We start from the raw sequence: 24,507 nt of genomic DNA, 5'->3' as shown, positions 1-24,507 counted from the left end.
TAAAAGAACAAACCGCCCCCCCCCCCCCCGCGCTCCTACAGTTATGCGTCAACTACACCAGGCTCGCGTCGATCACCAGCACCAGCTTGCCCGACACCTGATTGCCGGCCAGTTCGGTAAACGCCGCTTGCGCCTCTGCAATCGGAAAGGTCTTGGCCAACTGCGGGCTGAGTCGGCCCTCGGTAAACAACGGCCATACCTGCTGGTACAAGTCACTCAGCAAATCGGCCTTGAACTGGTCGTTGCGGCTACGCAACGTCGAGCCCAGCAACTGAATGCGCTTACCCAGTACCAACGCCAGGTCCAGCTCAGCCTTGCGCCCGCCCATCAGGCCAATCAAGACCCAACGCCCATCCAGCGCGAGCAATTTGAGATTGGATTCCACATAGTTGGCACCCACCGGGTCCAGCACCACATCAAATGGCCCTAACGCCTTGAGGCTGTCCAGGCTTTGGGTACGTACAGCCCCGCCCTGAGCACCCAGCGCCTCGCAGTAGGCTAAACGCTCGGCCGAACCGACCGTCACCCAGCACGGGCTGCCAAACGCTTTGCACAGCTGAATAGCGGCTGAACCAACTCCACTTGCTCCGGCATGCAGCAAGACTTTTTCACCCGGTTTAAGGGCCGCCAACTGGAACAAGTTCAACCATGCCGTGCTGTACACCTCAGGCAAGGCCGCGGCTTCAATCAGCGACAAACCTTCAGGCACTGGCAAGGCATGACGCGCATCGACCACCACTTCTTCGGCCATGCCACCGCCCGCCAACAGCGCGCACACGCGGTCTCCCACCTGCCAGGACGAACCTGGCCCCACTTCGCTGACCACGCCGGAGCACTCCAGGCCCAGCATCTGGCTGGCGCCTGGCGGTGGCGGATACAAGCCCTGGCTTTGCAAAAGATCGGCGCGATTTAGGCCTGCAGCCGCCACGCGAATTCGGATTTGTCCTACATCACAGCGTGGGCTTGGTTCTTCTACCCACTTCACTTGTCCCTCAACGCCTTGCAATGCTTTCACAGTGCCTCCATAGTGAGTCTGGACTGAGCCCGGTGCTGCTGCATCGGGCTTCTTGCATTATGCGGCCGGTTCTTAGGGAACCGGCGACTTCAAAGACGGCCTAATATGCGTTATCAATTGCCCCCGCGTCGACTCAGCATGAAGCAAATATTCCCTAGCACCGCACTCGCTCTCTTCATCGGCTTAGGCGTAATGCCGTTTTCGGCCACTACGTTCGCCGCTAACAGTTGGGATAACCTTCAGCCCGATCGTGATGAGGTAATTGCCAGCCTTAACGTTGTTGAGCTGCTCAAACGCCATCATTACAGCAAGCCGCCACTGGATGACGCACGTTCAGCGATCATCTATGACAGCTACCTGAAGCTGCTCGACCCATCGCGCAGTTACTTTCTGGCCAGTGATATCGCCGAATTCGACAAATGGAAATTCCAGTTTGACGATTTCCTCAAGAGCGGCGATCTCAATCCCGGCTTCACCATCTACAAGCGCTACCTGGACCGCGTCAAGGAGCGTCTGGATTTCGCTCTTGCCCAACTGGACAAGGGCGTTGATTCGTTCGACTTCAACACCAAAGAGACCTTGCAGATCGATCGCAAGGACGCTCCGTGGCTCAAGACCGAAGCCGAACTCAATGACTTGTGGCGCAAACGCCTGAAAGACGAAGTCCTGCGCCTGAAAATCGCCGGCAAAGAGCCGTCGAAAATTCAGGAACTGCTGACCAAGCGCTACAAGAATCAATTGAGCCGCCTTGATCAGACCCGCAGCGAAGACATCTTCCAGGCGTATATCAATACCTTCGCCATGTCTTACGACCCGCACACCAACTATCTGTCGCCAGATAACGCGGAAAACTTCGACATCAACATGAGCCTGTCGCTGGAAGGCATCGGCGCCGTGTTGCAGAGCGATAACGATCAAGTGAAGATCGTGCGCCTGGTACCGGCAGGTCCCGCCGACAAGACCAAGCAGGTCGCCCCGGCTGACAAGATCATCGGTGTCGCCCAAGGCGACAAAGAGATGGTCGATGTGATCGGCTGGCGCCTGGACGAAGTGGTCAAGTTGATTCGTGGCCCTAAAGGCTCTGTCGTGCGCCTGGAAGTGATTCCGGCGAGCAACGCGCCTAATGACCAGACCAGTAAGATTGTGTCCATCACCCGTGAAGCGGTGAAGCTTGAAGAACAGGCGGCGAAAAAGTCGATCCTCAACCTCAAGCAGGATGGCAAGGACTACAAACTGGGCGTGATTGAGATCCCGGCGTTCTACCTGGACTTCAAGGCCTACCGTGCCGGCGATCCGAACTACAAGAGCACAACCCGCGACGTTAAAAAACTGCTGACCGAGTTGCAGAACGACAAAGTCGATGGCGTGATCATCGACCTGCGCAACAACGGTGGCGGTTCGTTGCAGGAAGCGACCGAACTGACCAGCCTGTTTATCGACAAGGGCCCGACGGTTCTGGTGCGAAACGCTGACGGTAAAGTCGACGTGCTTGAAGACGAAAACCCGGGGGCGTTCTACAAAGGCCCGATGGCGCTGCTGGTCAACCGCTTGTCGGCATCGGCGTCGGAGATTTTTGCCGGTGCCATGCAGGACTACCACCGCGCGCTGATTATCGGCGGCCAGACGTTCGGCAAAGGCACGGTGCAAACCATTCAGCCGCTCAACCACGGCGAACTGAAGCTGACCCTGGCCAAGTTCTACCGGGTTTCCGGCCAGAGCACCCAGCATCAGGGCGTACTGCCTGACGTGGCGTTCCCGTCGATTATCGACACCAAGGAAATCGGTGAAAGTGCACTGCCCGAGGCCATGCCATGGGACACCATCCGGCCTGCGATCAAGCCGGCGGCTGACCCGTTCAAGCCGTATCTGTCGGAGCTCAAGGCCGATCACGATGCGCGCGTGGCCAAAGATGCCGAGTTCATCTTCATTCGCGACAAGCTGGCGTTGGCCGACAAGCTGATGGCCGAGAAAACCGTGAGCCTGAACGAAGCAGAACGTCGTGCTCAACACGCTGACATCGACGCCCAGCAACTGGCCATGGAAAACGCCCGTCGCAAGGCCAAGGGTGAAGCACCGCTCAAGGAAATGAAGAAAGAAGACGAAGATGCACTGCCGGTCGAGCCTGAAAAGACCAAGCCAGAAGATGACGCCTACCTGAGTGAAACCGGGCGCATCCTGCTGGACTACCTCAAGCTCAATCCACAGGCTGGCAAGAAGTAACCTAAACCCAGCCAGGAGCTGCGCTGGCCGCGATCTTTTGATGCAGTAGAAGATCAAAAGATCGCAGCCTTCGTGCCTCGCCAGCGGCTACAGGTGTGCTGCGCGACAGCGCGGGGACTGGACAGTGGGTTTGGGCGTAAAAAAGGGCGGGTCGCATCATGCGGCCCGCCCTTTTGTCTTTATGCTTGCTCGTGTTCGTAGCTGTGTTCAAACACCCGAACCACTTCAGAAGCATGCCAGGAGGCGGCTGCAACGCCATCCGGCGGCCCGGAAAAACGGCCAAGGCGCTCCACGCACTCAAAAAAACCGGTTCGCGGCAAGCGGCTCGCACCCTGGCTGATCACCAGCGAACTGCGTAGCGGCTGCTCCGCCCGCACATCCATGGCCGCCAGGTGCTCCAGCGCCGACGTAAGGGTCAGCATGGCAGGGCTGGGCAGTTGCAAACGCTCCAGCAGCGCGCGATACGTGACTAGATGGCGCTGTCGACGCGCCTGATCCAGTTCAGCCAGTAACCCATCCCAATGTTGACGACTGATGCGCACGTTCATGAGGCTTCCCTCCAGCCCGCAACGCCCAGCTCCCAAGCCAAGCTACGGCGAATGGCCAGATCCGGCAGACGCTCACCGGCTTCGATCATCCCAAGGTATGAAGGGCTGATGCCTACCGTGCGCGCCAGCGCCTCCAGAGCCAACCCTTTGTCTTCGCGCAAGCCACGTAACTGATCGAGCCCTGGCAACGCGTGCGCGGGCTCGGATGGCTGTCGTTCAGCCTCAGTTGCCAAAGGTGCTACCGAATCATTGATGCCTGCAGCCTTGAGTAGCGCCTGGTAGCTCGCCCACGAAAGAACCGCGTATTCGGGCTCTCCATTGCGTTTGATGATTTGAAGATCCATTGCTAACCCCGTCAGACTTATATACATATCGAGTCGGAATTTTCCCTAGAAGCATAATCCTATCAGCCGCCAAGGTCTCTGGGGTTTTTGATCTGCATTTCAGTGTTCATCTTCAGCACGGGAGTGAAACCGGAATACGGGAAATGTTATCCACACAAATTGTGGATAACCTTGTGAACAGAGCTGATTTTCACCTCTGAAAGCCACGTGCCATAAGGCCTGCGCTTAGATCGGGCATTTTTTACACACATAAAAAAACCCATAAATTCATTGACTTGGTAGTCAGCAACTACTAGCCGGCAGAAATTATGGGATAAACAACCGTTGGTCGGGTCCGTGTTTAAAAAGCGCCTTCGGCCCCCGAAAACAACAACGCCCCGTCGAGACGGGGCGTTGCATCAACACAAAAGCTGCTTACTTGGCAGCGTCTGCTTCTGGCTTGGCCGGGTCTTTGATACCTAGCAGTTCCAGATCGAATACCAGCACCGAGTTGGCCGGAATCGCCGGGCTCGGGCTCTGTGCACCGTAAGCCAGCTCGCTTGGAATATACAGCTTGTACTTCTCGCCAACGTGCATCAGTTGCAGGCCTTCAACCCAACCCGGGATCACGCCGCTCACTGGCAGATCAATCGGGCTACCGCGCTCGATCGAGCTGTCGAATACCTTGCCGTCAATCAGCTTGCCTTCGTAGTGAACAGTCACCACGTCTGTTGGCTTAGGCTGAGGACCATCGGCTTTCTTGATGACTTCGTATTGCAGGCCAGAAGCGGTTGTCACAACACCAGGCTTCTTGGCGTTTTCTTCGAGGAATTTTTTACCGGCTGCAGAGGCTTCGTCACTCATTTTGGCCAGACGCTCTTCAGAGCGCTTTTGCAGGGCGGCGAAGGCTTCAATCAGCTCGTCATCCTTAAGCTTTTGCTCTTTCTTGCCAACGGCGTCTTCGATGCCCAAGGCTACGGCTTTGGAATCCAGATCATCCATGCCTTCTTGAGCCAGGCTTTTGCCCATGTTCAGGCCAATGCCGTAAGAGGCTTTTTGCGCCGGGGTTTTCAGCTCTACGCTGGTCTGCGAATCGCAACCCGCCAGTACCAGGCTTACCAGAGCCACAGCTGCCGCCAACCGATGCTGTTTCATGCTATTTCCTTGTTCATGCGCCAAATGGGCAATCGAATAAAGCCGCGAGCTTATCAGGCGGCCGCAACCAATGGCTACCGGCATGAGAGGGGCAATTCGCGGATAAGTTCATGTCTAAAACACAATTCATAATTACCGCAACTTTTGCTAACACATCAAGCAGGCTTGCAAACCTGCACCTCACTTTACCTAGCCACTTGATGCTGGCCCTTCGCTCAGGCATAAGACTGAAAAAATTCCTACAAGGAGCGTTACTTTGCGAGTGTTTTACCGTGTGGTGCTAGGGTTTGTCGCAGCCTTGGCACTAGGGCTCTGTGTTGTTGTTTACTTCATCGCCAACCCTAAACTGCCCTCTTACACCCCGGCGCAGCAGGTGCACTATCAAGACCAGTGGAGCGAGGCTGACCGGCAAACTTATTACTACACGCCCCAGGGCACGCAAGTTAAAGGGTTGCATTACGACTGGTTTACAGCTCTGGAGCTGCCTTTTTCAACACAGCGCTTCGCCGCGCCCGAGTACATGGCACGTTTTGGCTTTTTGGTGGACCCCAAGCAGCAACCCAGCGCTGCCAATCCGGGCAACTTGCCAGTAGGTTTCACCCGTCATCAAAACCCAGGCAATAACGTCGAGTACCTGGATATCACGTGTGCGGCGTGCCATACCGGCGAACTGCGTTACAAAGGCCAGGCTCTGCGCATTGACGGCGGCCCGGCGCAACACGTGCTGCCTTCCAGCGTGCCGACCCTGCGCGGCGGCAGCTTTGGCCAGGCGCTGGTCGCCAGCCTGGCAGCGACCTACTACAACCCGTGGAAGTTTGAACGTTTTGCCCGTACGGTCCTGGGCGACAACTATGAAACCGGGCACGAACAACTGCGCAAAGACTTCAAGACAACGCTGGACACGTTTTTGGCCGTGGCCTGGAACGACACCCATCGCGGCCTTTATCCCACGCAGGAAGGGCCTGGCCGCACCGACGCCTTTGGCCGTATTGCCAACGCCAGCTTCGGCGACGCGATCTCCCCCGACAACTATCGGGTGGCCAACGCGCCAGTGGACTACCCGCATCTGTGGGACATGTGGACGTTTGATTGGGTGCAATGGAACGGCTCGGCCCAGCAGCCCATGGCGCGTAACATCGGCGAGGCGCTGGGGGTAGGCGCTACCCTGAACTTCTTCGACAGCCACGGCCAGCCGCTGCAAGGCGATGACCGCTACCCGTCCAGTGTGCGGGTCAATGACTTGCACCTGATCGAAGAAACCCTGCAAAAACTCAAGCCTCCGGTATGGCCCGAAGATCTGTTTGGCAAGATTGACCGCCCGCTGGCCGCCAAGGGCCGTGCGCTGTTTGCCGAGAACTGTGCCGCCTGCCACGTGCCGCCTGTGGTTGAGCAAGATGGGCGCGGGGTCAAGCAGCTCAAAATGTTGCCAGTTGAGGTCATCGGCACCGATCCCAACACAGCCACGAACATCGCTGATAACCGCTACGACCTGAGCGCCCTGCAATGGGACCCAGTGGAGTTGGCCAGCATGAACGTCAACCTGCTCCCCAAGTCTGACGAGCCATTGGACTTGAAGCACATGTCTGTCGCCAAGGGGCTGGCGTATGTCACTGCCTTTGTCGAGAAGCGCGCCTATAAAGACGACCAAATCAGCACTGAGGAGCAAGTGCGGCTCAACGGTTTTGGCCTGCCGATTGGCGTGCTGGAGTTACGCGCTTACAAGGCACGCCCGCTGGACGGCATCTGGGCCACTGCGCCCTACTTGCACAACGGCTCTGTGCCGACGGTGTATCAACTGCTTTCACCGCAATCAGAACGCGATCAGACCTTCTATCGTGGCAATTTTGAGTATGACCCGCGCCACTTGGGCTACAGCACGCAGGCCTTTGACGGTGGCTTTGTGCTGGACACGCGCATCAGCGGCAACCACAACAGCGGTCACGAGTTCCGCGCCGGGCCTCTTGGCAATGGCGTGATTGGTCGCCTGCTGCAAACCGAAGAGCGCTGGGCCTTGATCGAGTACCTGAAAGTGCTTGGCGGCCCGCTCGAACAACAGTTGCCCAACCCATAACGATTAAAAGGATGTTTGCATGCTGATCACTTTATGGCTTCGACTCGGCACCTGGCTGGGCAAGCTACTGCTCGCCCTGATCGTGCTGGGGCTGTTGGGCTGGGCGCTGACAACCGGCTGGTATGCCTGGAAATATCGCGGCCCGGTATCCGCCCAGGAACAGATCCCGGCCGATGAAGCCGCGATGACGCAAGACACGATCCAGACGGCGATCAAAATCGTCGATCAGCATCGTGACAACACGCGCTACCTGCGTGATGCCCATGCCAAAGCGCATGGCTGTGTCAAAGCCGAAGTCAAGGTGCTGGATGACCTCGACCCGGCCTTGCGTCAGGGCGTATTCGCGACACCCGGCAAAACCTGGCAGGCGGTAATGCGCCTGTCCAACGGCAACGCTTACCCGCAATTTGACAGCATCCGCGACGCGCGCGGCATGGCGATCAAATTGCAGGACGTACCGGGGACGCAACTGATGGCCAGCCAGCAAGGGCGCGCCGAGCAAGACTTCGTGATGTTCAACCATCCCAACTTTTTCGTCAGCGATGTCGCGGAATATCGGCAAAACATCGCGGCCCAGGCCGACGGTAAAAAAGTGCTGGCGTTTTTCCCGTCCTGGGACCCGCGCACTTGGCAGGTACGGCATTTGTTTATCGCGCTGGCCACCTTGGCTCCCGCGCCCGCCAGCCCGACACAGACCACCTACTACTCGGTTTCGCCGTACAAGTTCGGTCTGGCCAATGCCAAGTTTCGAGTGGAACCCGATGCGCATAATTGCCCGGCATACACCTTGCCCAAACAAAATCAGGACCTGCCGAACTTCTTGCGCAGCGCCTTGACGCAGCAGCTCACCACCGACCGCACGCCCGCGTGCTTTGTGTTGCAGGTTCAACGCCAGAACGCCAATCACTACATGCCGATTGAGGACACCAGCATTGAGTGGAAAGAATCTGACGCACCGTTTGAGACCGTGGCGCGCATTACCGTAGCGCCACAAGACTTTGATACCCCGAGCCAGAATCTGGCGTGCGACAACCTGTCGTTCAGCCCTTGGCATGGGATCGAAGAGCATCGACCAATCGGCGGCATCAATCGCCTGCGTAAAGCCGTATATGACTCGGTCAGCCAATACCGTCACACTCGCAACGCCGAACAGTAACAACGCGTGACGTTGTCTCTCGCCGGCGCGCCCGCAGGCTGCGATCTTCTGGATTTATAAGATCGCAGCCCTGGCGGCTCTCCAGCCCCTACGAGCCATTCTTCACCCATAAAAAAGTGTTGAGGCCTATGCCCTGCAAAGGGGGAGGTATCCCGTAGTCATTTGCCCGCCAGATATCTGCCAGCAAACCTTGGGCAAATCATTCACTGCTTGGCAGTCCTGCATAGGCAAATCGCTTTTTCTTGCCCGGAGTATTGGCCACTGCTTGCCCACCGGACACGACGAAGGGCGCCCAATCCGGGCCGACGCGTCCAACCTGCGCCCAGACCTCATCGGCGATGATCACATCCAGCTTGCCTGCCTGAGCGACGCAGTGGACGTAGGCCACGGTGCTGCTGTCGTAAGGGAATAGGTTTGCTTCTATGTCAGCCAAGGTGTTGTGCACCCGATTCAGTCGCGCCAGTAACTGTGCTTCCGCCTCTGAGGCTTCAACCTGATAACGCAGCAACCCACCCTCGCGTGCGCAGAAAAACACCTCGCATCCCGGCGTCGCACGCACCAGCAACAAACTGGTTAGCAGTGCACGTGGCGAGAAAAAATCTCCAAACAACTCATTGGTACTTTCATGCAAAAGTACATCCGGTTCTTCACCCGACAAGTAGACTCCGACAATGCTGTATCCCTCAGGCAGTACTGGAACTCCGCTGGAGTCCTTGGGGAAGAGCACATCGCGGTCAAACTCAAAGTACGGCGTCTCCAATGGTCGGGTGCACACGTAATCTTGTGTGTCGGCATGTTTGAGGACATAACCCGCAAACTGCACATGCTTGCGCAACCGCAGGTGCCGCTGAACAGCCTTTACCGCGTCAAGCACATCGCTGAACACGCTTTCACACAATGGAGGCATGTCGACTGACGTACGACCGTTCTGCTGATCGATCTTCCAGTTGGCCCCCAAACGGGTTCGACGAGCCCAGCGCGCACCCGGCAACACGATGCTGAGTGTCCCCGCCAGGCAGATCAGGCCGATCAAGTGTGAGGGCATCAACGAGCCCACGTCATAGGCTCTTTCAAACGTTCCGGGGTATTGCGGCCGCGTGCGCGAGAGCAGAGGTAGCAGCGCCTGCTCAAGAGCCGACCCGCTGGCGATGTAACTCAACACGCATTTGTCCGGGCAGGACAAATAGAAACGCGGGTAGTTGTGTCTGTAGCGAATGGCCAGGTTCAGGTCTTGAATCGAAAAAAAATTGTCCTGCAACTGGCTTTCCTCGTGCACCTGCCAAGGCACTCGATAAAGAGAGGTATTGGAGTGATACATCGCTTCGATGGTGTATCCCTCAATCGGCAGAAACAGACCGTCGTCGGAGAGGGTCAGCACATTGGCAGGGTCGAAGGACAATGCGGACCCGGCCTTCGGCAAAGTGGCGTAATAGCGGTTTTGCCGAGCGAGGATGAAACCGCCATAGACAACGCCATTTTTGATGGTCGTGATTAACTCATGGGCATACACGGCCGCATCATCGGCACTGATGAAAGCCGGGCTTAAAGGTGGAATCAGAACTGAAGCAGTCTGGGAGCGGTTACTCATGAACGGATCCTTGTCAGGGTATGGCCGGGCGGCAGGCCCAGCGTGAAGTCACACCGTGAGTTTCAAGGTCTTCATGGCAATCTGTGCGTTAGTGGGATAGGTGCATTCATGGGCGGTATTGGCACGCACGCCACTACCGCCATGGATTCGACAGGCCACTTCGGGCCTGTCAGTTCACTCAGTGAACAGGCAATTCAACCCCTTCAAAGAGATCTTCAAGCTCTTGCTTGTTGTGGCAGGCAATCGCCTTGGCCATCACTTCGCGGGTCAGGTGCGGTGCAAACTTTTCAATGAAGTCGCACATGAAACCACGCAGGAAGGTCCCGCGACGGAAGCCGATCTTGGTGATACTGGACTCGAACAATTCGCTGGCATCCAGGACCACGAGGTCTTTGTCGAGGTTGGTGTCCACGGCCATCTTGGCCACGATACCGACGCCCAGGCCCAGACGCACATAGGTCTTGATAACGTCAGCGTCGGCCGCGGTAAAGACTACTTTCGGGGTCAGGCCACGATGGCTGAAGGCTTCGTCCAGTTTTGAACGGCCCGTAAAGCCAAAGACGTAAGTCACAATCGGGTATTCGGCCAGGGCTTCGAGGGTCAGCTTCGGCAGTTTGGTCAGCGGGTGACCTTGAGGGACCACCACGCAACGGTTCCAGCGATAGCACGGCATCATCACCAGGTCGCCGAACAGTTCCAGCGCTTCGGTGGCAATTGCAAAATCGACAGTGCCGTCAGCGGCCATTTCAGCAATTTGCATCGGTGAGCCCTGATGCATGTGCAGGGCGACATCCGGGTACTGCTTGATGAAGTTGCTGATCACCGGTGGCAAGGCATAACGTGCCTGCGTGTGAGTGGTGGCAATCGACAACGTGCCTTTCTTCTCGTTGGAGAATTCCTGGGCGATCTGCTTGATGCTCTCGACCTTACGCAAAATCTCACCGGCAGTGGTGATGATGCGCTCGCCCGCTGGGGTGACACGGGTCAAGTGTTTACCACTGCGCGCAAATACTTCCACGCCCAGCTCGTCTTCCAACAAGCGGATCTGTTTACTGATCCCCGGCTGCGAGGTGTAAAGACTCTGAGCTGTAGCTGAAACGTTGAGGTCGTGGTGCGCCACTTCCCAGATGTAGCGCAGTTGTTGAAGCTTCATATGCATCCCTCAGAGCAAATAGGCGCCATGAGTATCGGCGGCGATATATAACTATATGGAAGGTAAGAAGAATAAATCTAGAACTTTTTTATCGTTTTTAGCAGTTCGTCACCCTCACACATCGGTGCGACGCCGACGTTGCAACAAAGGCACCAGGTACACCGGCATCTGCGCCTGCTCTACGACGCGGGCTGCGTTGTGCCCCAAATGGGTATTTGCCCCGATAGACTGGCCGTGACTGCCAAGGATCAGCAGATCGACACCCAGCTTTCGCGACTGCTCCAGAATCACCTGGGCAGGTTCGCCCTGAATCACCTTGACCGAACGGATCAAGTCAAGTTCTTGGGCCCCTTCGGACAGTTCATCTCGAAGGCTGTCGAAAACACGCTGTTCAATATTGGACAGCATGGTGTCCATGCCCTGCTGTTGCAGTTCATTCAAGGCTTGTTCATCGAGATAACTTTGCAAAACCGACTCGGCAAATAGCCCCATGGGCTCCACGACGTGAAGCACATACAAATCAGCCTTGAAGCTTCGGGCCAGTTCCAAGGCGTGCTGCATCACAACCGGTGCATAAATACCGAGGTCTGTGGCGTACAGTATCGAGCGAATCATGCGACCTCCTTGACAGGGTGTTGTGGCCGAGATCAACTCATCTTAGCAGCGCCCGGACAACTACGATGGACCAGGCGATAACGTGCTCATACCGTACAGGCAGCGTGTATTTCTGGAAGCTTACGGCAACTCGTCGGGCTCGAGCAGCAGAGCCATCCTGATATGATGCGCCAGCTCCCCTTCGCTCAGGCGTGACTTCAATTCGCCATAAAATGCACCGTCACGCACGACAAACAACGCAGGAAGGTGGAAGATCCCATAGCGCTCGACCAGTCCGCCGTTGTCACCCGCATCAATCCAGCACAACTGGTCGATGGGCAACTGCATATCAGGCAACATCTTGCGCGCGGTGCGGCAACTCGAACATCCAGGGCTGGTGAACACCACCAGCGTGGTGCCGGGCTGCGTCAGCAGGTGCTGATCCGCATCAAAATCAGTCAGTTCCATTTCAATCACTATACTCAGCAAAACAACACTAAATTGCTGGCACTTGGAGTGTGCGTACATGGGTCGTTTTTTACCTCACCCAGACGATGTTCCTGTTCAGATCACCCTTCGCAAGCACCCTGCCCTTTCGCGCCAGAAGCTGCACTCTATCAGCCTTGGCGGTGTGGCATGCAACACTGACAGAGGCTGGAGACGCGGTGCAGCGGTCGACATGTACATGCCTACTCTGGGTGAAACCGCGCACTACCCCGGCTATATAGCCTGGTGTGAAAAGCATGCCGGCGGGTATCGCGTTGGCGTAGCCTTTACCGACGACCAGACGCTATTTGGTGCGCGCATGGGGGAACAGGTATGCCAAATTGAACATTATTGCCGACAGCGGCATCAACAAAGCCTCACCTTCGAAAACAAGGATGCGCTGGCACTCGAATGGGTCAACCTGCACGCCGTGGAATTTTCACAAGAGACCCTGGATAAGGCCCTGGCACAACCTGCGCTGGATTAAACAGCTGTCAGCCCATTGTCGAATTACCGGTTAACGCGTTAAGGTTCCGCTCCCCGATGCGCTCAATCAAGCTGTGCTCCGCCGCACGGGGATCGCTGGCGGCCGGCACCCGTGACCTGACGAGTAACACGATGGCTGATTTACCGATCGACGACCTTAACGTTGCCTCCAACGAAACCCTGATCACCCCTGCACAGCTCAAGCGCGAGATTCCTCTCAGCGATACAGCGTTGCAGACCGTGAACAAAGGGCGCGAGGTCATTCGCAATATTCTGGATGGCAAGGACCATCGCCTGTTCGTTGTCATCGGGCCCTGCTCGATCCACGACCTCAAGGCTGCTCACGAGTACGCTGAGCGTCTGAAGGTGCTGGCGGCTGAAGTCAGCGACACCCTGTATCTGGTCATGCGCGTTTATTTTGAAAAACCACGGACCACCGTGGGCTGGAAAGGCCTGATCAACGACCCTTACCTGGACGACTCGTTCAAGATCGAAGATGGCCTGCACATCGGCCGTAAACTGCTGCTGGACCTGGCCGAAATGGGCCTGCCAACAGCCACCGAAGCCCTTGATCCGATTTCCCCACAGTACCTGCAAGACCTCATCAGTTGGTCGGCCATTGGTGCTCGTACCACCGAATCGCAGACTCACCGCGAAATGGCCTCTGGCCTGTCTTCAGCCGTGGGCTTCAAAAACGGTACCGATGGCGGCCTGACCGTTGCGATCAACGCCTTGCAGTCCGTGTCCAATCCGCACCGTTTCCTGGGCATCAACCAGGAAGGCGGCGTGTCCATCGTGACCACCAAGGGTAACGCCTATGGCCACGTGGTATTGCGCGGCGGCAACGGCAAACCTAACTATGACTCGGTCAGCGTGGCCCTCTGTGAGCAAGCCCTGGCCAAGGCAAAAATCACCCCGAACATCATGGTCGACTGCAGCCATGCCAACTCCAACAAAGACCCGGCGCTGCAACCGCTGGTGATGGAGAACGTGGCCAACCAGATCCTTGAGGGCAACCAGTCGATTATCGGCCTGATGGTTGAAAGCCATCTGAACTGGGGATGCCAGGCGATCCCGAAAAATCTCGAAGACTTGAAGTACGGTGTTTCGATCACTGATGCCTGCATTGATTGGGCCAGCACTGAAAGTACCTTGCGCAGCATGCATGCCAAGCTCAAGGACGTACTGCCCAAACGCGCGCGCGGCTGATTGTTCAGCGCACACAAAAACGCCGGGCTAGCCCGGCGTTTTTTATGAGTGCAGCTTCAGGTCTTGGCCTGGGCGCGCTTGTGACGCTCCATGTAGCGCTCAACGTAGGAGCACGAGGGAATCACCTCGTAGCCCATTTTCTCGGCATAATCGAGCGCCCGCTCGGTCAATGCGGCCGCAATGCCTCGCCCGCGCAGGGCGTTGGGCACGAATGTGCGGTAAATATCCAGAGTCTGCTTACCCAAATCCATGTAGGTCAGGTAGGCACGGTGACCGTCGACAGTGGTCTCAAACTGGTGACCTGCCTGGTCATGGTGGATGGACAGCGCCTCGCTCATCATTACTCCTCGCGGGTCTTGGACTGTGACCTCTACCTTACTCATGTTTGTGTGCCGAGGGAACCCGAGGATTCCCCAGAAGGGTGCCGCACAACGGCATACGGGGGTACCCTCAGAAACAGACACATCGACACCAGCAGGCGCGCCGACAGGCAAAATTTAGAATAGTCGCTCTCGCAATTGATGCTCAGTGTGTGCTCGCACGCAGAGACAGACGGATCACACCCAACACGTTTTCACGAGGTTGCATTTAAGACGCAGACGCCCTCTTGAAGTCACTTTGGACTGTCTTTATATTTGCTCGCCGCTTGCTCAAGTCCACCAAAGACGGGCCATTTTTCGGACACAATCTGTTAAATCTAGCCCAATGGCATTTCTTGCCAATTATTTTTTTTGGTTCTTGCGCTAGGTCAGTTTACTTACTACAAGTAATGGGTAGTATGTACGCCGGCTGTTTCCTCATGTCGAAGGAGCAGCTTTAATTAGAAAGTCCTTGAAGGGGAACACGATGAACAACGTTCTGAAATTCTCTGCTCTGGCATTGGCCGCAGTTCTGGCTACCGGTTGCAGCAGCGTATCTAAAGAAACTGAAGCCCGTCTGACTGCAACTGAAGACGCAGCAGCTCGTTCCCAGGCTCGTGCTGACGAAGCCTACCGTAAAGCTGACGAAGCTCTGGCTGCTGCTCAAAAAGCACAACAGACTGCTGATGAAGCTAACGAACGTGCTCTGCGCATGCTTGAAAAAGCTAGCCGCAAGTAATAGTCCTTCGGGATTATTATCGAAGCCGACCCATTTCATGGGTCGGCTTTTTTTATGCCCGATCGCCAACTAAGCGGGCAATAAAAAACCGCCAGGGCGTTAACCGTGGCGGCTGTTTTAATGCCTGAACGCTTACTGAACGTAGTCCAGTGACTGCCCCTGTTGAACGGCGGTATTGGCCACGCCGATTTCTTCAGGTATGCCGGTCTCGGCACCGACCACAGGGAATGCCTTGTCCTTGTCGATCTGGATGAGGTTTTCCAGGTCTTTATGGTTCAACAAGAAGTTGATGAACCCTGCGTACTTGTTCTGCAGGTCTTCTTGGGTCAAGTGCGACTTATCGCCTTTAGCTATCAAAGAGCCATCTTTGACATTCAATGGTTCGTGCACTTCAAGGAAGACCTTGCCGCCACTCACGCCAATCTTGTACGGCTCGTTGATGATGCGAACAGGCGTGCCCACCGGCACCATGTTGGCCATCTCAAGTACGTTCTTGTTCAGCATGCGGAAACAGCCATGGCTGGTGCCGGTGCCGATACCAAACTTCGCGTTCGAACCATGAATCAGGTAACCCGGCATGCCGAGCGTGAACTTGAACGGCCCCAGCGGGTTATCAGGGCCGGCTGGCACCACGTTAGGCAGCGGGTCACCATTGGCGGCATGCTCGGCCTTGATCGAGGCTGGCGGCGTCCAGGTCGGGTTTGGCGTTTTGGCGGTGACTTTGGTCAGCCCCAAAGGCGAGCCCCAGCCTTCACGACCGATCCCCAGCGGAAAGGTGTAGACCTTGTTCTGATCCTTTGGGAAATAATACAAACGATACTCGGCAAGGTTGATCACGATGCCTTCACGCTTGCCCGGGGGCAGGATGAACTGGGTAGGCAATACGATGTCGGTGTCGACGATCGAGCCATCCAGGTTCTTCTTGACCGGCAACCAGGCATCGACGCCCGGGTTGGCGGCAATCATTTCCGAATAGCCGAGTTCGTACTGGTTACCAAGATCCGAGAAGGAGTCTTCGTACTTGCCCTTGATCACCTGCACCTGCCCGACAACGTCTTCACCTGGCGGCGGCAGCGGAAATTCAAGCGCATGAACGGGACCCGCAACACACAGTGCGGCAACTGACAGATAACGGGTGACAGCAGGTAAGCGCGAGAACATCCGGAAGATCCTTCGCAATCAACATGGGACAAAAAAGAGAGTGTACACGCCACCCCGAGAAGCCGGGAGGCGTCGTATTGAGTCTTAAGGTTTCAGACAGGTTGAATCATAATTCAAAGCGTAACTCAGGCCAGATCGGCTCAGTGCCACGGCGCTGAGACTCGATGATCGCCCGACACAGCGGGCACAGCCGATGATCCTGAAACACCTTGCGCGTGACATCCGACCAACGCGGCTGCGCCGGCAGCAAAGAACCGCACAGCGTGCGATCAATCGTGCCGCCCAGCTCCAACTGGCGCGTCACCAAATGCACCCGTACCTCCTGGCAGGCGAACAGATCGAGCTGTTCATCGGGCTCGATCAGTTGATAAGCATATAAAGACCAGGCAGGACGCGACATCAGGGGCTCCAAATCGGGGGGGCGCCACATTAGCCGAAACCATGCCGCTAGAAAAGCATCAAAGCAGCGGTTTTAGGGTTGGCCACACATTATCCAGTAAACGCCCCTGCGCATTGGCCTTGGGATGCAGTCCGTCGGCCTGGATAAACTCGGGATGCCCACCCACGCCCTCCATGAAAAACGGCACCAGCGCGACCTTTTTCTCACTGCCCAGATCGCTGTAGACCTTGGCAAAGGCCTGGGTATAGCGCGGGCCATAATTGGGCGGTAACAACATGCCCAACAGCAGTACTTTGGCACCTGCTTTTTGTGAGTCATCGACCATCGCGGCAAGATTTTGTTTCAATTGAGCAGGCGGCTGTCCACGCAGCCCGTCGTTGGCGCCCAGCTCAATGATCACCACTTGTGGCTTATGCTCCGCAAGCAGCGCAGGCAGGCGCGCAAGCCCACCTGCACTGGTGTCACCACTGATCGAGGCATTGACCACCTGGTCGTCATAGCCCTGCTCCTTCAACCGCTGTTGCAGCAGAGAAGCCCATCCCAGACGGGTATCCAGCCCCAAAGCCGCGCTGATACTATCGCCAACGATCAAGATTGTTCCCGCAGCTGCATTCTGCGCTATACACATCAGAGCAAGAGCAGCACTTAAAAACCACGTACGCATTGGATTCTCCATGGGCGAAAGTATTCTCACCGCGCAGAACCTTAGCAAAGTGGTTCTCAGCGCGGAAGGCGAGTTAACCATCCTGCACCCCCTGAGCCTGGAACTGCGCAAAGGTGACAGCCTGGCCATCATCGGCGCATCAGGCTCGGGCAAATCCACCCTCCTGGGCCTGCTCGCGGGCCTGGACCTGCCCAGTCAGGGCGAAGTCATATTGGCCGGCCATGCGCTGAGCACGCTGGATGAAGATCAGCGCGCCCGGGTGCGGGCCGAACACGTGGGCTTCGTGTTCCAGTCATTCCAGTTGCTAGACAGCCTCAACGCCCTGGAAAACGTCATGTTGCCGCTGGAGCTCGATGGCCGCAAAGACGCCCGCGAACAGGCGCGGCATCTGCTGGAGCGCGTTGGCCTGGGCCAGCGCCTGAGCCATTCCCCCCGCCAATTGTCAGGCGGCGAGCAGCAGCGCGTTGCCATCGCGCGGGCATTCGCAGCCAACCCTGACGTGCTGTTTGCCGACGAACCTACCGGCAACCTCGACAGCCACACGGGGGAGCGCATCACTGAGCTGCTTTTTGAGCTCAACAAAGAACAGGGCACCACACTGGTACTGGTGACCCATGACGAACGTCTGGCCCATCGCTGCCGACGCTTGATCCGTCTTGACGCTGGCCACCTGGTCGGCCCTCTGGAGCCTTGATGGCACGTCTGCCGCTGCTACGTCTTCTCAGTCTCGCCCTGCGCCAACTCCTGCGAGATGCGCGCGCCGGTGAATTGCGCGTGCTGTTTTTTGCCGTACTGGTGGCGGTGGCCGCCAGCACCGCCATCGGCTACTTCGGCGCCCGCCTCAACGGCGCCATGGTGCTGCGCGCCACCGAGTTCCTGGGGGCCGATCTGGTGCTCGAAGGCAGCTCACCGGCACGCGAGGAACAGATCAGAGTCGGCAACGAACTGGGACTCAAACACGCACAGATCGTCGAGTTCTCCAGCGTGATCGCCACTGACAACGGCATCCAGCTGTCCAGCATCAAGGCTGCCGATGAAGCCTACCCCTTGCGCGGCCAACTCAAAAGCGCCGCGCAACCCTATGGCGAAGAACAACCCGGCGGCGGGCCTGAGCCCGGGCAAGCCTGGGTTGAACCGCGACTGTTGACAGCGTTGGATCTGAAGATCGGTGATGACATCGATGTCGGCTCCAAAACCGTCAAGATCACCCGTGTTCTGACCTACGAGCCCGACCGAGCCGGTAACTTTTACAGCCTGACCCCACGCGTACTGATCAATCTGGACGACTTGCAGGCGACCGGAATCGTACAACCCGGCAGCCGGGTGAGCTTTCGCGAACTGTGGCGCGGCGATGCACCGGCGCTTGAATCCTATCGCGATGTGATCCAGCCAGGCCTCGAAGCCAACCAGCGCTTGCTGGACGGCCGTGATGGCAACCAGCAGATCGGCGGCGCGCTCGGCAAGGCCGAACGCTATCTGAACATGGCCAGCCTGGTGGCGGTCTTGCTCGCCGGGGTAGCGGTTGCACTGTCTGCTACCCGCTTTGCCAATCGCCGCTTTGATGCTAGCGCTTTGCTGCGCTGCCTGGGTTTGTCACGCCGCGAGACACTGTGGCTGTTCAGCCTGCAATTGGCGATGCTCGGCGTGCTGGCCAGTGTCACGGGCGCCCTGCTCGGTTGGCTGGCACAACTGGGATTATTCGCTCTGCTGCACGACTTGCTCCCTACTGACGTACCGCCCGGTGGCGTCATACCGGCACTTGCCGGCATGGGCACCGGACTGGTCGCGCTGGCCGGTTTCGCCCTGCCGCCGCTGGCAGCATTGGGCCGGGTACCACCCTTGCGCGTTCTGCGCCGCGACATTCTGCCGATCCCGGCCAGCACCTGGACGGTATACGGCGCCGCCTTGCTCGCGCTAGGCCTGATCATGTGGCGTATGAGCCTTGACCTGGTGCTGACCTTTGCCCTGCTCGGGGGCGGCGTGATTGCCGCTCTGATACTTGGCAGCCTGTTGCTACTGGGCCTTAAGGGCCTGCGTCGCGGGCTGGCAGGAGCCTCCCTGCCTTGGCGCCTGGGCTTGGGGCAATTGCTGCGCCAACCTCTGGCCGCGGCAGGTCAGGCACTGGCCTTCGGTTTGATCCTGCTGTCGATGGCGCTGATCGCACTGTTGCGCGGCGAACTGCTCGACACCTGGCAAAGCCAATTGCCCAAGGACGCACCCAATTACTTTGCGCTGAACATATTGCCCGCCGACAAAGACGCCTTTGGCGCCCGCCTGCACGAACTCCAGGCCGAATCCGCGCCGATCTACCCGGTGGTGCCAGGACGCCTGATCAGCATCAATGGCGAACCGGTACAGGAAATCGTCACCAAGGACTCCAGCGGCGACAAAGCCGTACAGCGCGACCTGAGCCTGACCTGGGCTGCCAACCTGCCCGAAGGCAACGAAGTGACCGAAGGCCAATGGTGGTCGGGGCAACCTGCTGATGGCGTGCCTGGGGTTTCAGTCGAAGCCAAAGTGGCCGAGAGCCTGAAGCTCAAGCTGGGCGATCATCTGGTCTTTACGGTTGCCGGGGTCAATCGCGAGGCTCAGGTCACCAGTTTGCGCAGCATCAACTGGGACAATTTCCAGCCCAACTTCTTCATGATCTTCCAACCGGGCACCTTGAAGGACTTGCCGACCACCTACCTGACCAGTTTTTACCTGGCTTCGGGGCATGATCAGCAAATCATCGAGTTGTCGCGCAGCTTCCCGGCAGTAACCATCCTGCCGATTGACGCATTGCTCGAACAACTGCGCAGCATTCTGGCCCAAGTCACCATAGCCATTGAGTACGTGCTGTTGTTCGTGCTCGCGGCGGGCATGACCGTGCTGTTTTCCGGCCTGCAATCCACCCTCGACGAACGCATTCGCCAAGGCGCCTTGTTGCGGGCATTGGGGGCAGAGCGGCAACTGTTGATCAAGGCCCGACGCATCGAGTTCGGCCTGCTGGGTGCCACCAGCGGCCTGCTGGCGGCCCTGGGCGCAGAACTGGTGAGCCTAGTGCTGTACCGCTTTGCCTTTGACCTGCCCTGGCATCCGCACCCATGGTTGTTGCTGCTACCCATCGTGGGCGCCGTGATGGTCGGGGGTGCGGGGGTAATGGGTACCCGCCGCGCACTCAATGCCAGCCCACTGACAGTGCTGCGCGAGGGCTGATAGACTCGCGCCCTTCTCTGCCAACGGATTGAACATGAGCCGCTATCGCCCTCCCCGCCCTGCTGGCACCGCGCTGATCACCCCCGAAGGTGAAGCGCGGATGCGCGCCGAACTGCATGATCTGTGGCATGTGCGCAGACCACAGGTCACGCAATCGGTCAGCGAGGCGGCGGCCCAGGGTGATCGTTCGGAAAATGCCGAGTACACCTACGGTAAAAAGATGCTGCGCGAGATCGACAGCCGCGTACGTTTTCTCACCAAGCGCCTGGAAAGCCTGAAAGTGGTGGGCGATAAGCCCAGCGATCCAAACAAAGTGTATTTCGGCGCCTGGGTCACGATTGAAGATGAAGACGGCAAACAGTCGCGCTACCGCATCGTCGGGCCTGATGAACTGGACCTCAAGCAAGGCCTGATCAGCATCGACTCACCACTGGCGCGCGCACTGATCGGCAAGGCGCTGGATGCTGAAGTGCAAGTGCAAACGCCCACCGGGGAACAGTGGGTGCTGATAGTGGCTATTGAATACCCTTGATGTTCCACGCCACTGGAAGTGTCTCTTTTCATGTAGAACACGTGCACAAACACTCTTTTAAATTAAGCTCAGGTTAATAACCCAACGGTCATTCAAGGAGTGAAAGACCATGAGTTTTATAGAACATAGTTATTGGATGGGCCAAACAAAACAACTGAAGAACCTGCTGATCGGCCAACTCATCTTGCCCGGAAGTCATGATTCAGGAAGTGACAAAGAAGCCCCCAACTTTCAACTCCCTCAAGAAATCACACAGGATGTCTCCCCAAGGAAACAGGTGCTACATGGCATCCGCGTATTGGACTTGAGAGTGGCGTTTTACAGTAAGTACGCCCCGGGGCAACCTGAACGTTTTCAACTGTTTCATCGCACATCATCAGGTCGTACCGTGGCCAATGACATTCTGGCGATGCTGCTGGATTTTTTTAAAGACCCGCAGGCACAACAAGAAATCATTGTGCTCGACTTTCATGAGTTCAGAGACTTCACAGCCCAAGCCCACGAGGAATTAGAGGCACTGATTGCCAATACCCTGCAATCGCGAATGATTCCCCATCGACTTGCAACACTCACCGTGGGTGAAATCTGGGGTCAGTACCCTGGGCAAAATGTGGTGATCGCTTATAACCATGGCACGAATAATCCAACTTTCTGGCGCGGCGTCGATCACTACTGGAGCGGAGACAACGACAACACCACTCAAAAACTAAAAGTCTTTATGGATAGCACCATCGGCAAATATAAACCTCGTTATAAGTTGGTCTCCATTCAGTGCGCCAAGTATGTCTGGCCATTTTTCGTCCCGGACGACTTTAGCGACAAGATCGATCTCTGGTTCGAATCCATAAACAAGGACAGTTACATCCAGAACTTTTTCATTATCAATACAGACTGGTCAACACGCAGCCAGGTGGTCAGAAACTGCAAACATGCCAATCAAATAAGAGCGCAACAATTAGACCTTTAACCTGCTCACCGGGCAACCGCCAGCAGCCGCGCCGAATCACTTGACCTGATTCGGCGCACACGGATCAACGAAAGGTAATCAAGCCCTGACGCGACACGCGGATCAAGTTGCGTATGACCTGCTCGGCGCTATCGACTGCAGGCGATTGAATCACCGCCAAGTCAAAGCTATCTGCGGCAAAACGCGTCAGCTCGTCTCCTTCATCGACAAACTGGATCAAAAACGCCGACGCCTGGCCTTTGCGGCGCGGCCAGCCGTCCAGATAACGCAATAGCGTCGGCTGATGTTTACCGCCCAGAAGGATTTTTGGATTGCGAGAAGTCTGATTGGCCGTGATCGGCGCTAGACGAACTACAGGACGTGGGTGACTCATACATCGGTTCTCCGCCTCAAGGTTCTGCGTGGCAGGTGAGAGGCAACACCGAACCAGCGCTTTAGCGGTATTTCGAGTGTCTTTTGACACCCCGGCGCCCCGCAAGTAGCTGTTTAAATCGGCGCAATAAACATCCTAGATAAAGCCGGTTAGAACTGTCAAGAATCATATGCCACGAAAAGCCCGCACCAGACGCCCCCACGAATTCGAGCACGCATAGATGAAGAATGCGGCTGCTCCTGATTGAATTCGATCAATTGAAACCCCTCCGTCATAATCCCTTGTTACGCTGCCGCCGAAAATGTTTTGTAACAGTTAACAGGATCCCCTTAATGAGCGACGAAAAAGACAAGGACACCCAACTCCCTGCCGATGCCAGCCGCCGTCGCTTCCTCGCCGGTGCAGCCGCGCTGGGTGTAGGTGCGGCGACCTTGAACGTGTATGCAAACAATCAGCACGGCAGCGAGACTCACGCCCATGAACAGACGCTGAGCCCGACCGAGCTGGACAAGAAGCTCCACGAAAAGGTGAAAACCATCGTGGTGATCTACGCCGAAAACCGCAGCTTCAACAACTTGTTCGCCAACTTCCCTGGCGTTGAAAAACCTCTTTCTGCCCTCAAGCCTGCCGACTATCAACAGCGCGACCGCGATGGCAGCCTGCTCAAGACCCTGCCACCGGCCTGGGGCGGAGTGCTGCAAGTGGGCCCGCAAACCGTTGACGGCGTTACGTACACGCAGGGTGTGCAGTTCCAGGAAAACCTGCCCAACGCACCGTTCGCCCTGAAAGGTCCGAATCAGGAAGACCTGCCGCTGAACCTGGTCACCCGCGACCTCTGGCATGTGTTTTATCAGAACCAGATGCAGATCAACGGTGGCAAGAACGATCAGTTTGTCGCGTGGGGAGACTCAGGCGGCTTGCCGATGGGTCATTACGCTCAGTCTCAATATTCCTTGCGCCTGTGGGATGTGGCCCGCGAATTTGTACTGTGTGACAACTTCTTTCAGGGCTGCTTTGGCGGTTCGTTCCTCAACCACCAGTACCTGATCAGCGCAGCCGTGCCGGTCTACCCGGACGCGGCCAACTCGGTGGCCAAGGCCCAGATCGCCACCCTGCAGGGCGACGATCCGGCAGGCACACGTCTCAAGCCACTGGATCACTCGCCAGAAAGTGCCATGACTGGCGCCCCGCAGTTTGGCCCAAGCGCTATTACCCCCGACGGGTATGCCGTCAACACCATGGCCCCACCCTACTGGCCAACCTGGATTCGTGACCCGGAGCGCCCGGACTACTCCAAGCCCGACATGCCCAGCGTGCTGGTGCCGCAAAGCCATGAGCACATCGGCGACAAGCTGAGCAAAAAGAATGTCAACTGGGCCTGGTACGCCGGCGCTTGGCAGGCCACCCTCGATCAATACAAAGACTCGGATGGCATCCCCAAGATCCCGAACTTCCAGTACCACCACCAGCCGTTCAACTACTTTACCCAGCAAGGCCCGGAAAACCCTGCCGAGCGCAGCAAGCGTCTGCGTGACGGCGGCCTGGGCGACGAAAGCAGCACCAACCGGTTCCTGGCCGATGCCGAAGCTGGCAAGCTGCCTGCCGTGTCGTTCTACAAGCCTCAGGGCAACCTGAACCTGCACGCCGGTTATGCCGATGTGGCGTCTGGCGATCGTCATCTGGACCGCGTACTCAAAGTGCTGCGCAACAGCCCCCAGTGGGAAAACATGGTGGTTGTACTGACTGTGGACGAAAACGGCGGCTGGTGGGACCACGTCGCGCCGCCCAAAGGCGACCGCTGGGGCCCGGGCACCCGTATCCCGGCACTGGTGGTGTCACCGTTTGCCCGAAAAGGTACGGTCGACCACACGGTGTATGACACGGCCTCGATCCTGCGCCTGATCACCCGTGTGCATCAGTTGGAAACCCTCGACGGCCTCAAACACCGAGACGAGGCAATGAAAGCCCGCGGGCAAGCCCCCATGGGCGATCTGACCAACGCGCTGATGTTCTAAGTCAGCGCTTTAGTCTCTGTTCTCGTTTATTGCAGCCGCGACGAAACGGGAACAGAACCTGATACGCCCAAAAAATCCGCAGGCCTGCTGTAAGG

24 protein-coding genes are annotated in these 24,507 nt (G+C 57.2%); 11 read left to right on the top strand and 13 right to left on the bottom strand.

What is annotated here, in order from left to right; genetic code table 11:
* Window positions 1-52: 52 nt before the first annotated feature.
* On the bottom strand, window positions 53-1,015 hold the full coding sequence (locus NTD86_RS22970) for an NAD(P)H-quinone oxidoreductase (protein WP_262205679.1): 963 nt from the start codon (window positions 1,013-1,015) through the stop codon (window positions 53-55).
* A gap of 138 nt (window positions 1,016-1,153) precedes the next feature.
* Between NTD86_RS22970 and NTD86_RS22965 the strand changes: the two genes are divergently transcribed.
* Window positions 1,154-3,235 (top strand): carboxy terminal-processing peptidase, encoded by a 2,082-nt coding sequence (locus NTD86_RS22965; protein WP_262205678.1) that lies wholly within the window; start codon window positions 1,154-1,156, stop codon window positions 3,233-3,235.
* Window positions 3,236-3,414: 179 nt separating this feature from the next.
* Here NTD86_RS22965 and NTD86_RS22960 read toward each other — a convergent pair whose 3' ends face one another.
* From NTD86_RS22960 to NTD86_RS22950, 3 genes are all read right to left on the bottom strand, one after another.
* Window positions 3,415-3,783 (bottom strand): hypothetical protein, encoded by a 369-nt coding sequence (locus tag NTD86_RS22960; protein WP_262205677.1) that lies wholly within the window; start codon window positions 3,781-3,783, stop codon window positions 3,415-3,417.
* Window positions 3,780-4,127 (bottom strand): multiprotein-bridging factor 1 family protein, encoded by a 348-nt coding sequence (locus tag NTD86_RS22955; protein WP_262205676.1) that lies wholly within the window; start codon window positions 4,125-4,127, stop codon window positions 3,780-3,782. The genes NTD86_RS22960 and NTD86_RS22955 overlap by 4 nt, the downstream gene beginning before the upstream one ends.
* A gap of 414 nt (window positions 4,128-4,541) precedes the next feature.
* Window positions 4,542-5,261, bottom strand: a complete 720-nt coding sequence (locus NTD86_RS22950) for an FKBP-type peptidyl-prolyl cis-trans isomerase (RefSeq protein ID WP_262205675.1) — start codon at window positions 5,259-5,261, stop codon at window positions 4,542-4,544.
* A 256-nt stretch (window positions 5,262-5,517) separates the two neighbouring features.
* On the opposite strand from NTD86_RS22950, the gene NTD86_RS22945 reads away from it, so the two are divergent.
* Window positions 5,518-7,332, top strand: a complete 1,815-nt coding sequence (locus NTD86_RS22945; protein ID WP_262205674.1) for a di-heme-cytochrome C peroxidase — start codon at window positions 5,518-5,520, stop codon at window positions 7,330-7,332.
* A 19-nt stretch (window positions 7,333-7,351) separates the two neighbouring features.
* Window positions 7,352-8,488: a catalase family protein gene (locus NTD86_RS22940; RefSeq protein WP_262205673.1), complete on the top strand. Its 1,137-nt coding sequence runs from the start codon at window positions 7,352-7,354 to the stop codon at window positions 8,486-8,488.
* Between the two features lie 199 nt (window positions 8,489-8,687).
* On the opposite strand, the gene NTD86_RS22935 is transcribed toward NTD86_RS22940, so the two are convergent.
* The 4 genes from NTD86_RS22935 to NTD86_RS22920 form a co-directional block, all read right to left on the bottom strand.
* Window positions 8,688-10,076, bottom strand: a complete 1,389-nt coding sequence (locus NTD86_RS22935) for a DUF4329 domain-containing protein (RefSeq protein ID WP_262205672.1) — start codon at window positions 10,074-10,076, stop codon at window positions 8,688-8,690.
* Window positions 10,077-10,254: 178 nt separating this feature from the next.
* The gene (cysB, locus tag NTD86_RS22930) at window positions 10,255-11,229 is read right to left on the bottom strand and encodes an HTH-type transcriptional regulator CysB (protein ID WP_048368621.1); all 975 of its coding nucleotides are present in this window, start codon (window positions 11,227-11,229) and stop codon (window positions 10,255-10,257) included.
* Between the two features lie 114 nt (window positions 11,230-11,343).
* The gene (locus NTD86_RS22925; RefSeq protein ID WP_262205671.1) at window positions 11,344-11,844 is read right to left on the bottom strand and encodes a universal stress protein; all 501 of its coding nucleotides are present in this window, start codon (window positions 11,842-11,844) and stop codon (window positions 11,344-11,346) included.
* 120 nt (window positions 11,845-11,964) lie between these two features.
* Window positions 11,965-12,351: a thioredoxin family protein gene (locus NTD86_RS22920; protein ID WP_262205670.1), complete on the bottom strand. Its 387-nt coding sequence runs from the start codon at window positions 12,349-12,351 to the stop codon at window positions 11,965-11,967.
* On the opposite strand from NTD86_RS22920, the gene NTD86_RS22915 reads away from it, so the two are divergent.
* Both NTD86_RS22915 and NTD86_RS22910 read left to right on the top strand, forming a co-directional pair.
* Window positions 12,350-12,796 (top strand): PilZ domain-containing protein, encoded by a 447-nt coding sequence (locus NTD86_RS22915; protein ID WP_262205669.1) that lies wholly within the window; start codon window positions 12,350-12,352, stop codon window positions 12,794-12,796. The two genes, NTD86_RS22920 and NTD86_RS22915, sit on opposite strands and share 2 nt — an antisense overlap.
* 131 nt (window positions 12,797-12,927) lie before the next feature.
* On the top strand, window positions 12,928-14,004 hold the full coding sequence (locus NTD86_RS22910) for a 3-deoxy-7-phosphoheptulonate synthase (RefSeq protein ID WP_262205668.1): 1,077 nt from the start codon (window positions 12,928-12,930) through the stop codon (window positions 14,002-14,004).
* A gap of 56 nt (window positions 14,005-14,060) precedes the next feature.
* On the opposite strand, the gene NTD86_RS22905 is transcribed toward NTD86_RS22910, so the two are convergent.
* Window positions 14,061-14,342: a GNAT family N-acetyltransferase gene (locus NTD86_RS22905; RefSeq protein ID WP_262205667.1), complete on the bottom strand. Its 282-nt coding sequence runs from the start codon at window positions 14,340-14,342 to the stop codon at window positions 14,061-14,063.
* Between the two features lie 508 nt (window positions 14,343-14,850).
* Between NTD86_RS22905 and oprI the strand changes: the two genes are divergently transcribed.
* The gene (gene oprI, locus NTD86_RS22900; RefSeq protein ID WP_003172710.1) at window positions 14,851-15,102 is read left to right on the top strand and encodes an outer membrane lipoprotei OprI; all 252 of its coding nucleotides are present in this window, start codon (window positions 14,851-14,853) and stop codon (window positions 15,100-15,102) included.
* Between the two features lie 132 nt (window positions 15,103-15,234).
* On the opposite strand, the gene NTD86_RS22895 is transcribed toward oprI, so the two are convergent.
* From NTD86_RS22895 to NTD86_RS22885, 3 genes are all read right to left on the bottom strand, one after another.
* A complete protein-coding gene (locus NTD86_RS22895; RefSeq protein ID WP_262205666.1) occupies window positions 15,235-16,263 on the bottom strand; it encodes a L,D-transpeptidase family protein in 1,029 nt (342 codons plus the stop codon).
* Between the two features lie 106 nt (window positions 16,264-16,369).
* The gene (locus NTD86_RS22890) at window positions 16,370-16,663 is read right to left on the bottom strand and encodes a hypothetical protein (RefSeq protein ID WP_003446817.1); all 294 of its coding nucleotides are present in this window, start codon (window positions 16,661-16,663) and stop codon (window positions 16,370-16,372) included.
* Window positions 16,664-16,721: 58 nt separating this feature from the next.
* The gene (locus NTD86_RS22885) at window positions 16,722-17,327 is read right to left on the bottom strand and encodes an arylesterase (protein ID WP_262205665.1); all 606 of its coding nucleotides are present in this window, start codon (window positions 17,325-17,327) and stop codon (window positions 16,722-16,724) included.
* Window positions 17,328-17,337: 10 nt separating this feature from the next.
* On the opposite strand from NTD86_RS22885, the gene NTD86_RS22880 reads away from it, so the two are divergent.
* From NTD86_RS22880 to NTD86_RS22865, 4 genes are all read left to right on the top strand, one after another.
* Complete coding sequence (locus tag NTD86_RS22880) at window positions 17,338-18,021, top strand: ABC transporter ATP-binding protein (protein WP_262205664.1); 684 nt, start codon at window positions 17,338-17,340, stop codon at window positions 18,019-18,021.
* Complete coding sequence (locus tag NTD86_RS22875) at window positions 18,021-20,525, top strand: ABC transporter permease (RefSeq protein ID WP_262205663.1); 2,505 nt, start codon at window positions 18,021-18,023, stop codon at window positions 20,523-20,525. The genes NTD86_RS22880 and NTD86_RS22875 overlap by 1 nt, the downstream gene beginning before the upstream one ends.
* A 34-nt stretch (window positions 20,526-20,559) precedes the next feature.
* Window positions 20,560-21,057 (top strand): transcription elongation factor GreB, encoded by a 498-nt coding sequence (gene greB, locus NTD86_RS22870; RefSeq protein WP_262205662.1) that lies wholly within the window; start codon window positions 20,560-20,562, stop codon window positions 21,055-21,057.
* Between the two features lie 109 nt (window positions 21,058-21,166).
* Entirely contained in the window at window positions 21,167-22,024 is an 858-nt protein-coding gene (locus NTD86_RS22865; RefSeq protein ID WP_262205661.1) for a hypothetical protein, read from the top strand.
* Window positions 22,025-22,088: 64 nt separating this feature from the next.
* Here NTD86_RS22865 and NTD86_RS22860 read toward each other — a convergent pair whose 3' ends face one another.
* Entirely contained in the window at window positions 22,089-22,397 is a 309-nt protein-coding gene (locus tag NTD86_RS22860) for a class I SAM-dependent methyltransferase (RefSeq protein ID WP_262205660.1), read from the bottom strand.
* A 332-nt stretch (window positions 22,398-22,729) separates the two neighbouring features.
* Here NTD86_RS22860 and NTD86_RS22855 point away from each other — a divergent pair, with 332 nt between their 5' ends.
* Window positions 22,730-24,412: an acid phosphatase gene (locus tag NTD86_RS22855; RefSeq protein WP_262205659.1), complete on the top strand. Its 1,683-nt coding sequence runs from the start codon at window positions 22,730-22,732 to the stop codon at window positions 24,410-24,412.
* The last annotated feature ends 95 nt before the right edge of the window (window positions 24,413-24,507 follow it).

The organism is Pseudomonas sp. 7P_10.2_Bac1 (genome assembly GCF_025465935.1).
Classification (GTDB): domain Bacteria; phylum Pseudomonadota; class Gammaproteobacteria; order Pseudomonadales; family Pseudomonadaceae; genus Aquipseudomonas.
The sequence above is the reverse complement of the archived record's forward strand: the minus strand, read 5'-3'. Positions and strand labels throughout refer to the sequence as shown.

What these genes read in the sequence shown, in the direction of transcription:
- NTD86_RS22895 (WP_262205666.1), bottom strand. Translation starts at nt 16,263, where the DNA reads ATGTTCTCGCGCTTACCTGCTGTCACCCGTTATCTGTCAGTTGCCGCA.
- greB (WP_262205662.1), top strand. Translation starts at nt 20,560, where the DNA reads ATGAGCCGCTATCGCCCTCCCCGCCCTGCTGGCACCGCGCTGATCACC.
- NTD86_RS22855 (WP_262205659.1), top strand. Translation starts at nt 22,730, where the DNA reads ATGAGCGACGAAAAAGACAAGGACACCCAACTCCCTGCCGATGCCAGC.
- NTD86_RS22960 (WP_262205677.1), bottom strand. Translation starts at nt 3,783, where the DNA reads ATGAACGTGCGCATCAGTCGTCAACATTGGGATGGGTTACTGGCTGAA.
- NTD86_RS22905 (WP_262205667.1), bottom strand. Translation starts at nt 14,342, where the DNA reads ATGAGCGAGGCGCTGTCCATCCACCATGACCAGGCAGGTCACCAGTTT.
- NTD86_RS22915 (WP_262205669.1), top strand. Translation starts at nt 12,350, where the DNA reads ATGGGTCGTTTTTTACCTCACCCAGACGATGTTCCTGTTCAGATCACC.
- NTD86_RS22935 (WP_262205672.1), bottom strand. Translation starts at nt 10,076, where the DNA reads ATGAGTAACCGCTCCCAGACTGCTTCAGTTCTGATTCCACCTTTAAGC.
- NTD86_RS22890 (WP_003446817.1), bottom strand. Translation starts at nt 16,663, where the DNA reads ATGTCGCGTCCTGCCTGGTCTTTATATGCTTATCAACTGATCGAGCCC.
- NTD86_RS22940 (WP_262205673.1), top strand. Translation starts at nt 7,352, where the DNA reads ATGCTGATCACTTTATGGCTTCGACTCGGCACCTGGCTGGGCAAGCTA.
- NTD86_RS22920 (WP_262205670.1), bottom strand. Translation starts at nt 12,351, where the DNA reads ATGTACGCACACTCCAAGTGCCAGCAATTTAGTGTTGTTTTGCTGAGT.
- NTD86_RS22950 (WP_262205675.1), bottom strand. Translation starts at nt 5,261, where the DNA reads ATGAAACAGCATCGGTTGGCGGCAGCTGTGGCTCTGGTAAGCCTGGTA.
- NTD86_RS22865 (WP_262205661.1), top strand. Translation starts at nt 21,167, where the DNA reads ATGAGTTTTATAGAACATAGTTATTGGATGGGCCAAACAAAACAACTG.
- NTD86_RS22875 (WP_262205663.1), top strand. Translation starts at nt 18,021, where the DNA reads ATGGCACGTCTGCCGCTGCTACGTCTTCTCAGTCTCGCCCTGCGCCAA.
- NTD86_RS22965 (WP_262205678.1), top strand. Translation starts at nt 1,154, where the DNA reads ATGAAGCAAATATTCCCTAGCACCGCACTCGCTCTCTTCATCGGCTTA.
- oprI (WP_003172710.1), top strand. Translation starts at nt 14,851, where the DNA reads ATGAACAACGTTCTGAAATTCTCTGCTCTGGCATTGGCCGCAGTTCTG.
- NTD86_RS22955 (WP_262205676.1), bottom strand. Translation starts at nt 4,127, where the DNA reads ATGGATCTTCAAATCATCAAACGCAATGGAGAGCCCGAATACGCGGTT.
- NTD86_RS22910 (WP_262205668.1), top strand. Translation starts at nt 12,928, where the DNA reads ATGGCTGATTTACCGATCGACGACCTTAACGTTGCCTCCAACGAAACC.
- NTD86_RS22860 (WP_262205660.1), bottom strand. Translation starts at nt 22,397, where the DNA reads ATGAGTCACCCACGTCCTGTAGTTCGTCTAGCGCCGATCACGGCCAAT.
- NTD86_RS22880 (WP_262205664.1), top strand. Translation starts at nt 17,338, where the DNA reads ATGGGCGAAAGTATTCTCACCGCGCAGAACCTTAGCAAAGTGGTTCTC.
- cysB (WP_048368621.1), bottom strand. Translation starts at nt 11,229, where the DNA reads ATGAAGCTTCAACAACTGCGCTACATCTGGGAAGTGGCGCACCACGAC.
- NTD86_RS22925 (WP_262205671.1), bottom strand. Translation starts at nt 11,844, where the DNA reads ATGATTCGCTCGATACTGTACGCCACAGACCTCGGTATTTATGCACCG.
- NTD86_RS22885 (WP_262205665.1), bottom strand. Translation starts at nt 17,327, where the DNA reads ATGCGTACGTGGTTTTTAAGTGCTGCTCTTGCTCTGATGTGTATAGCG.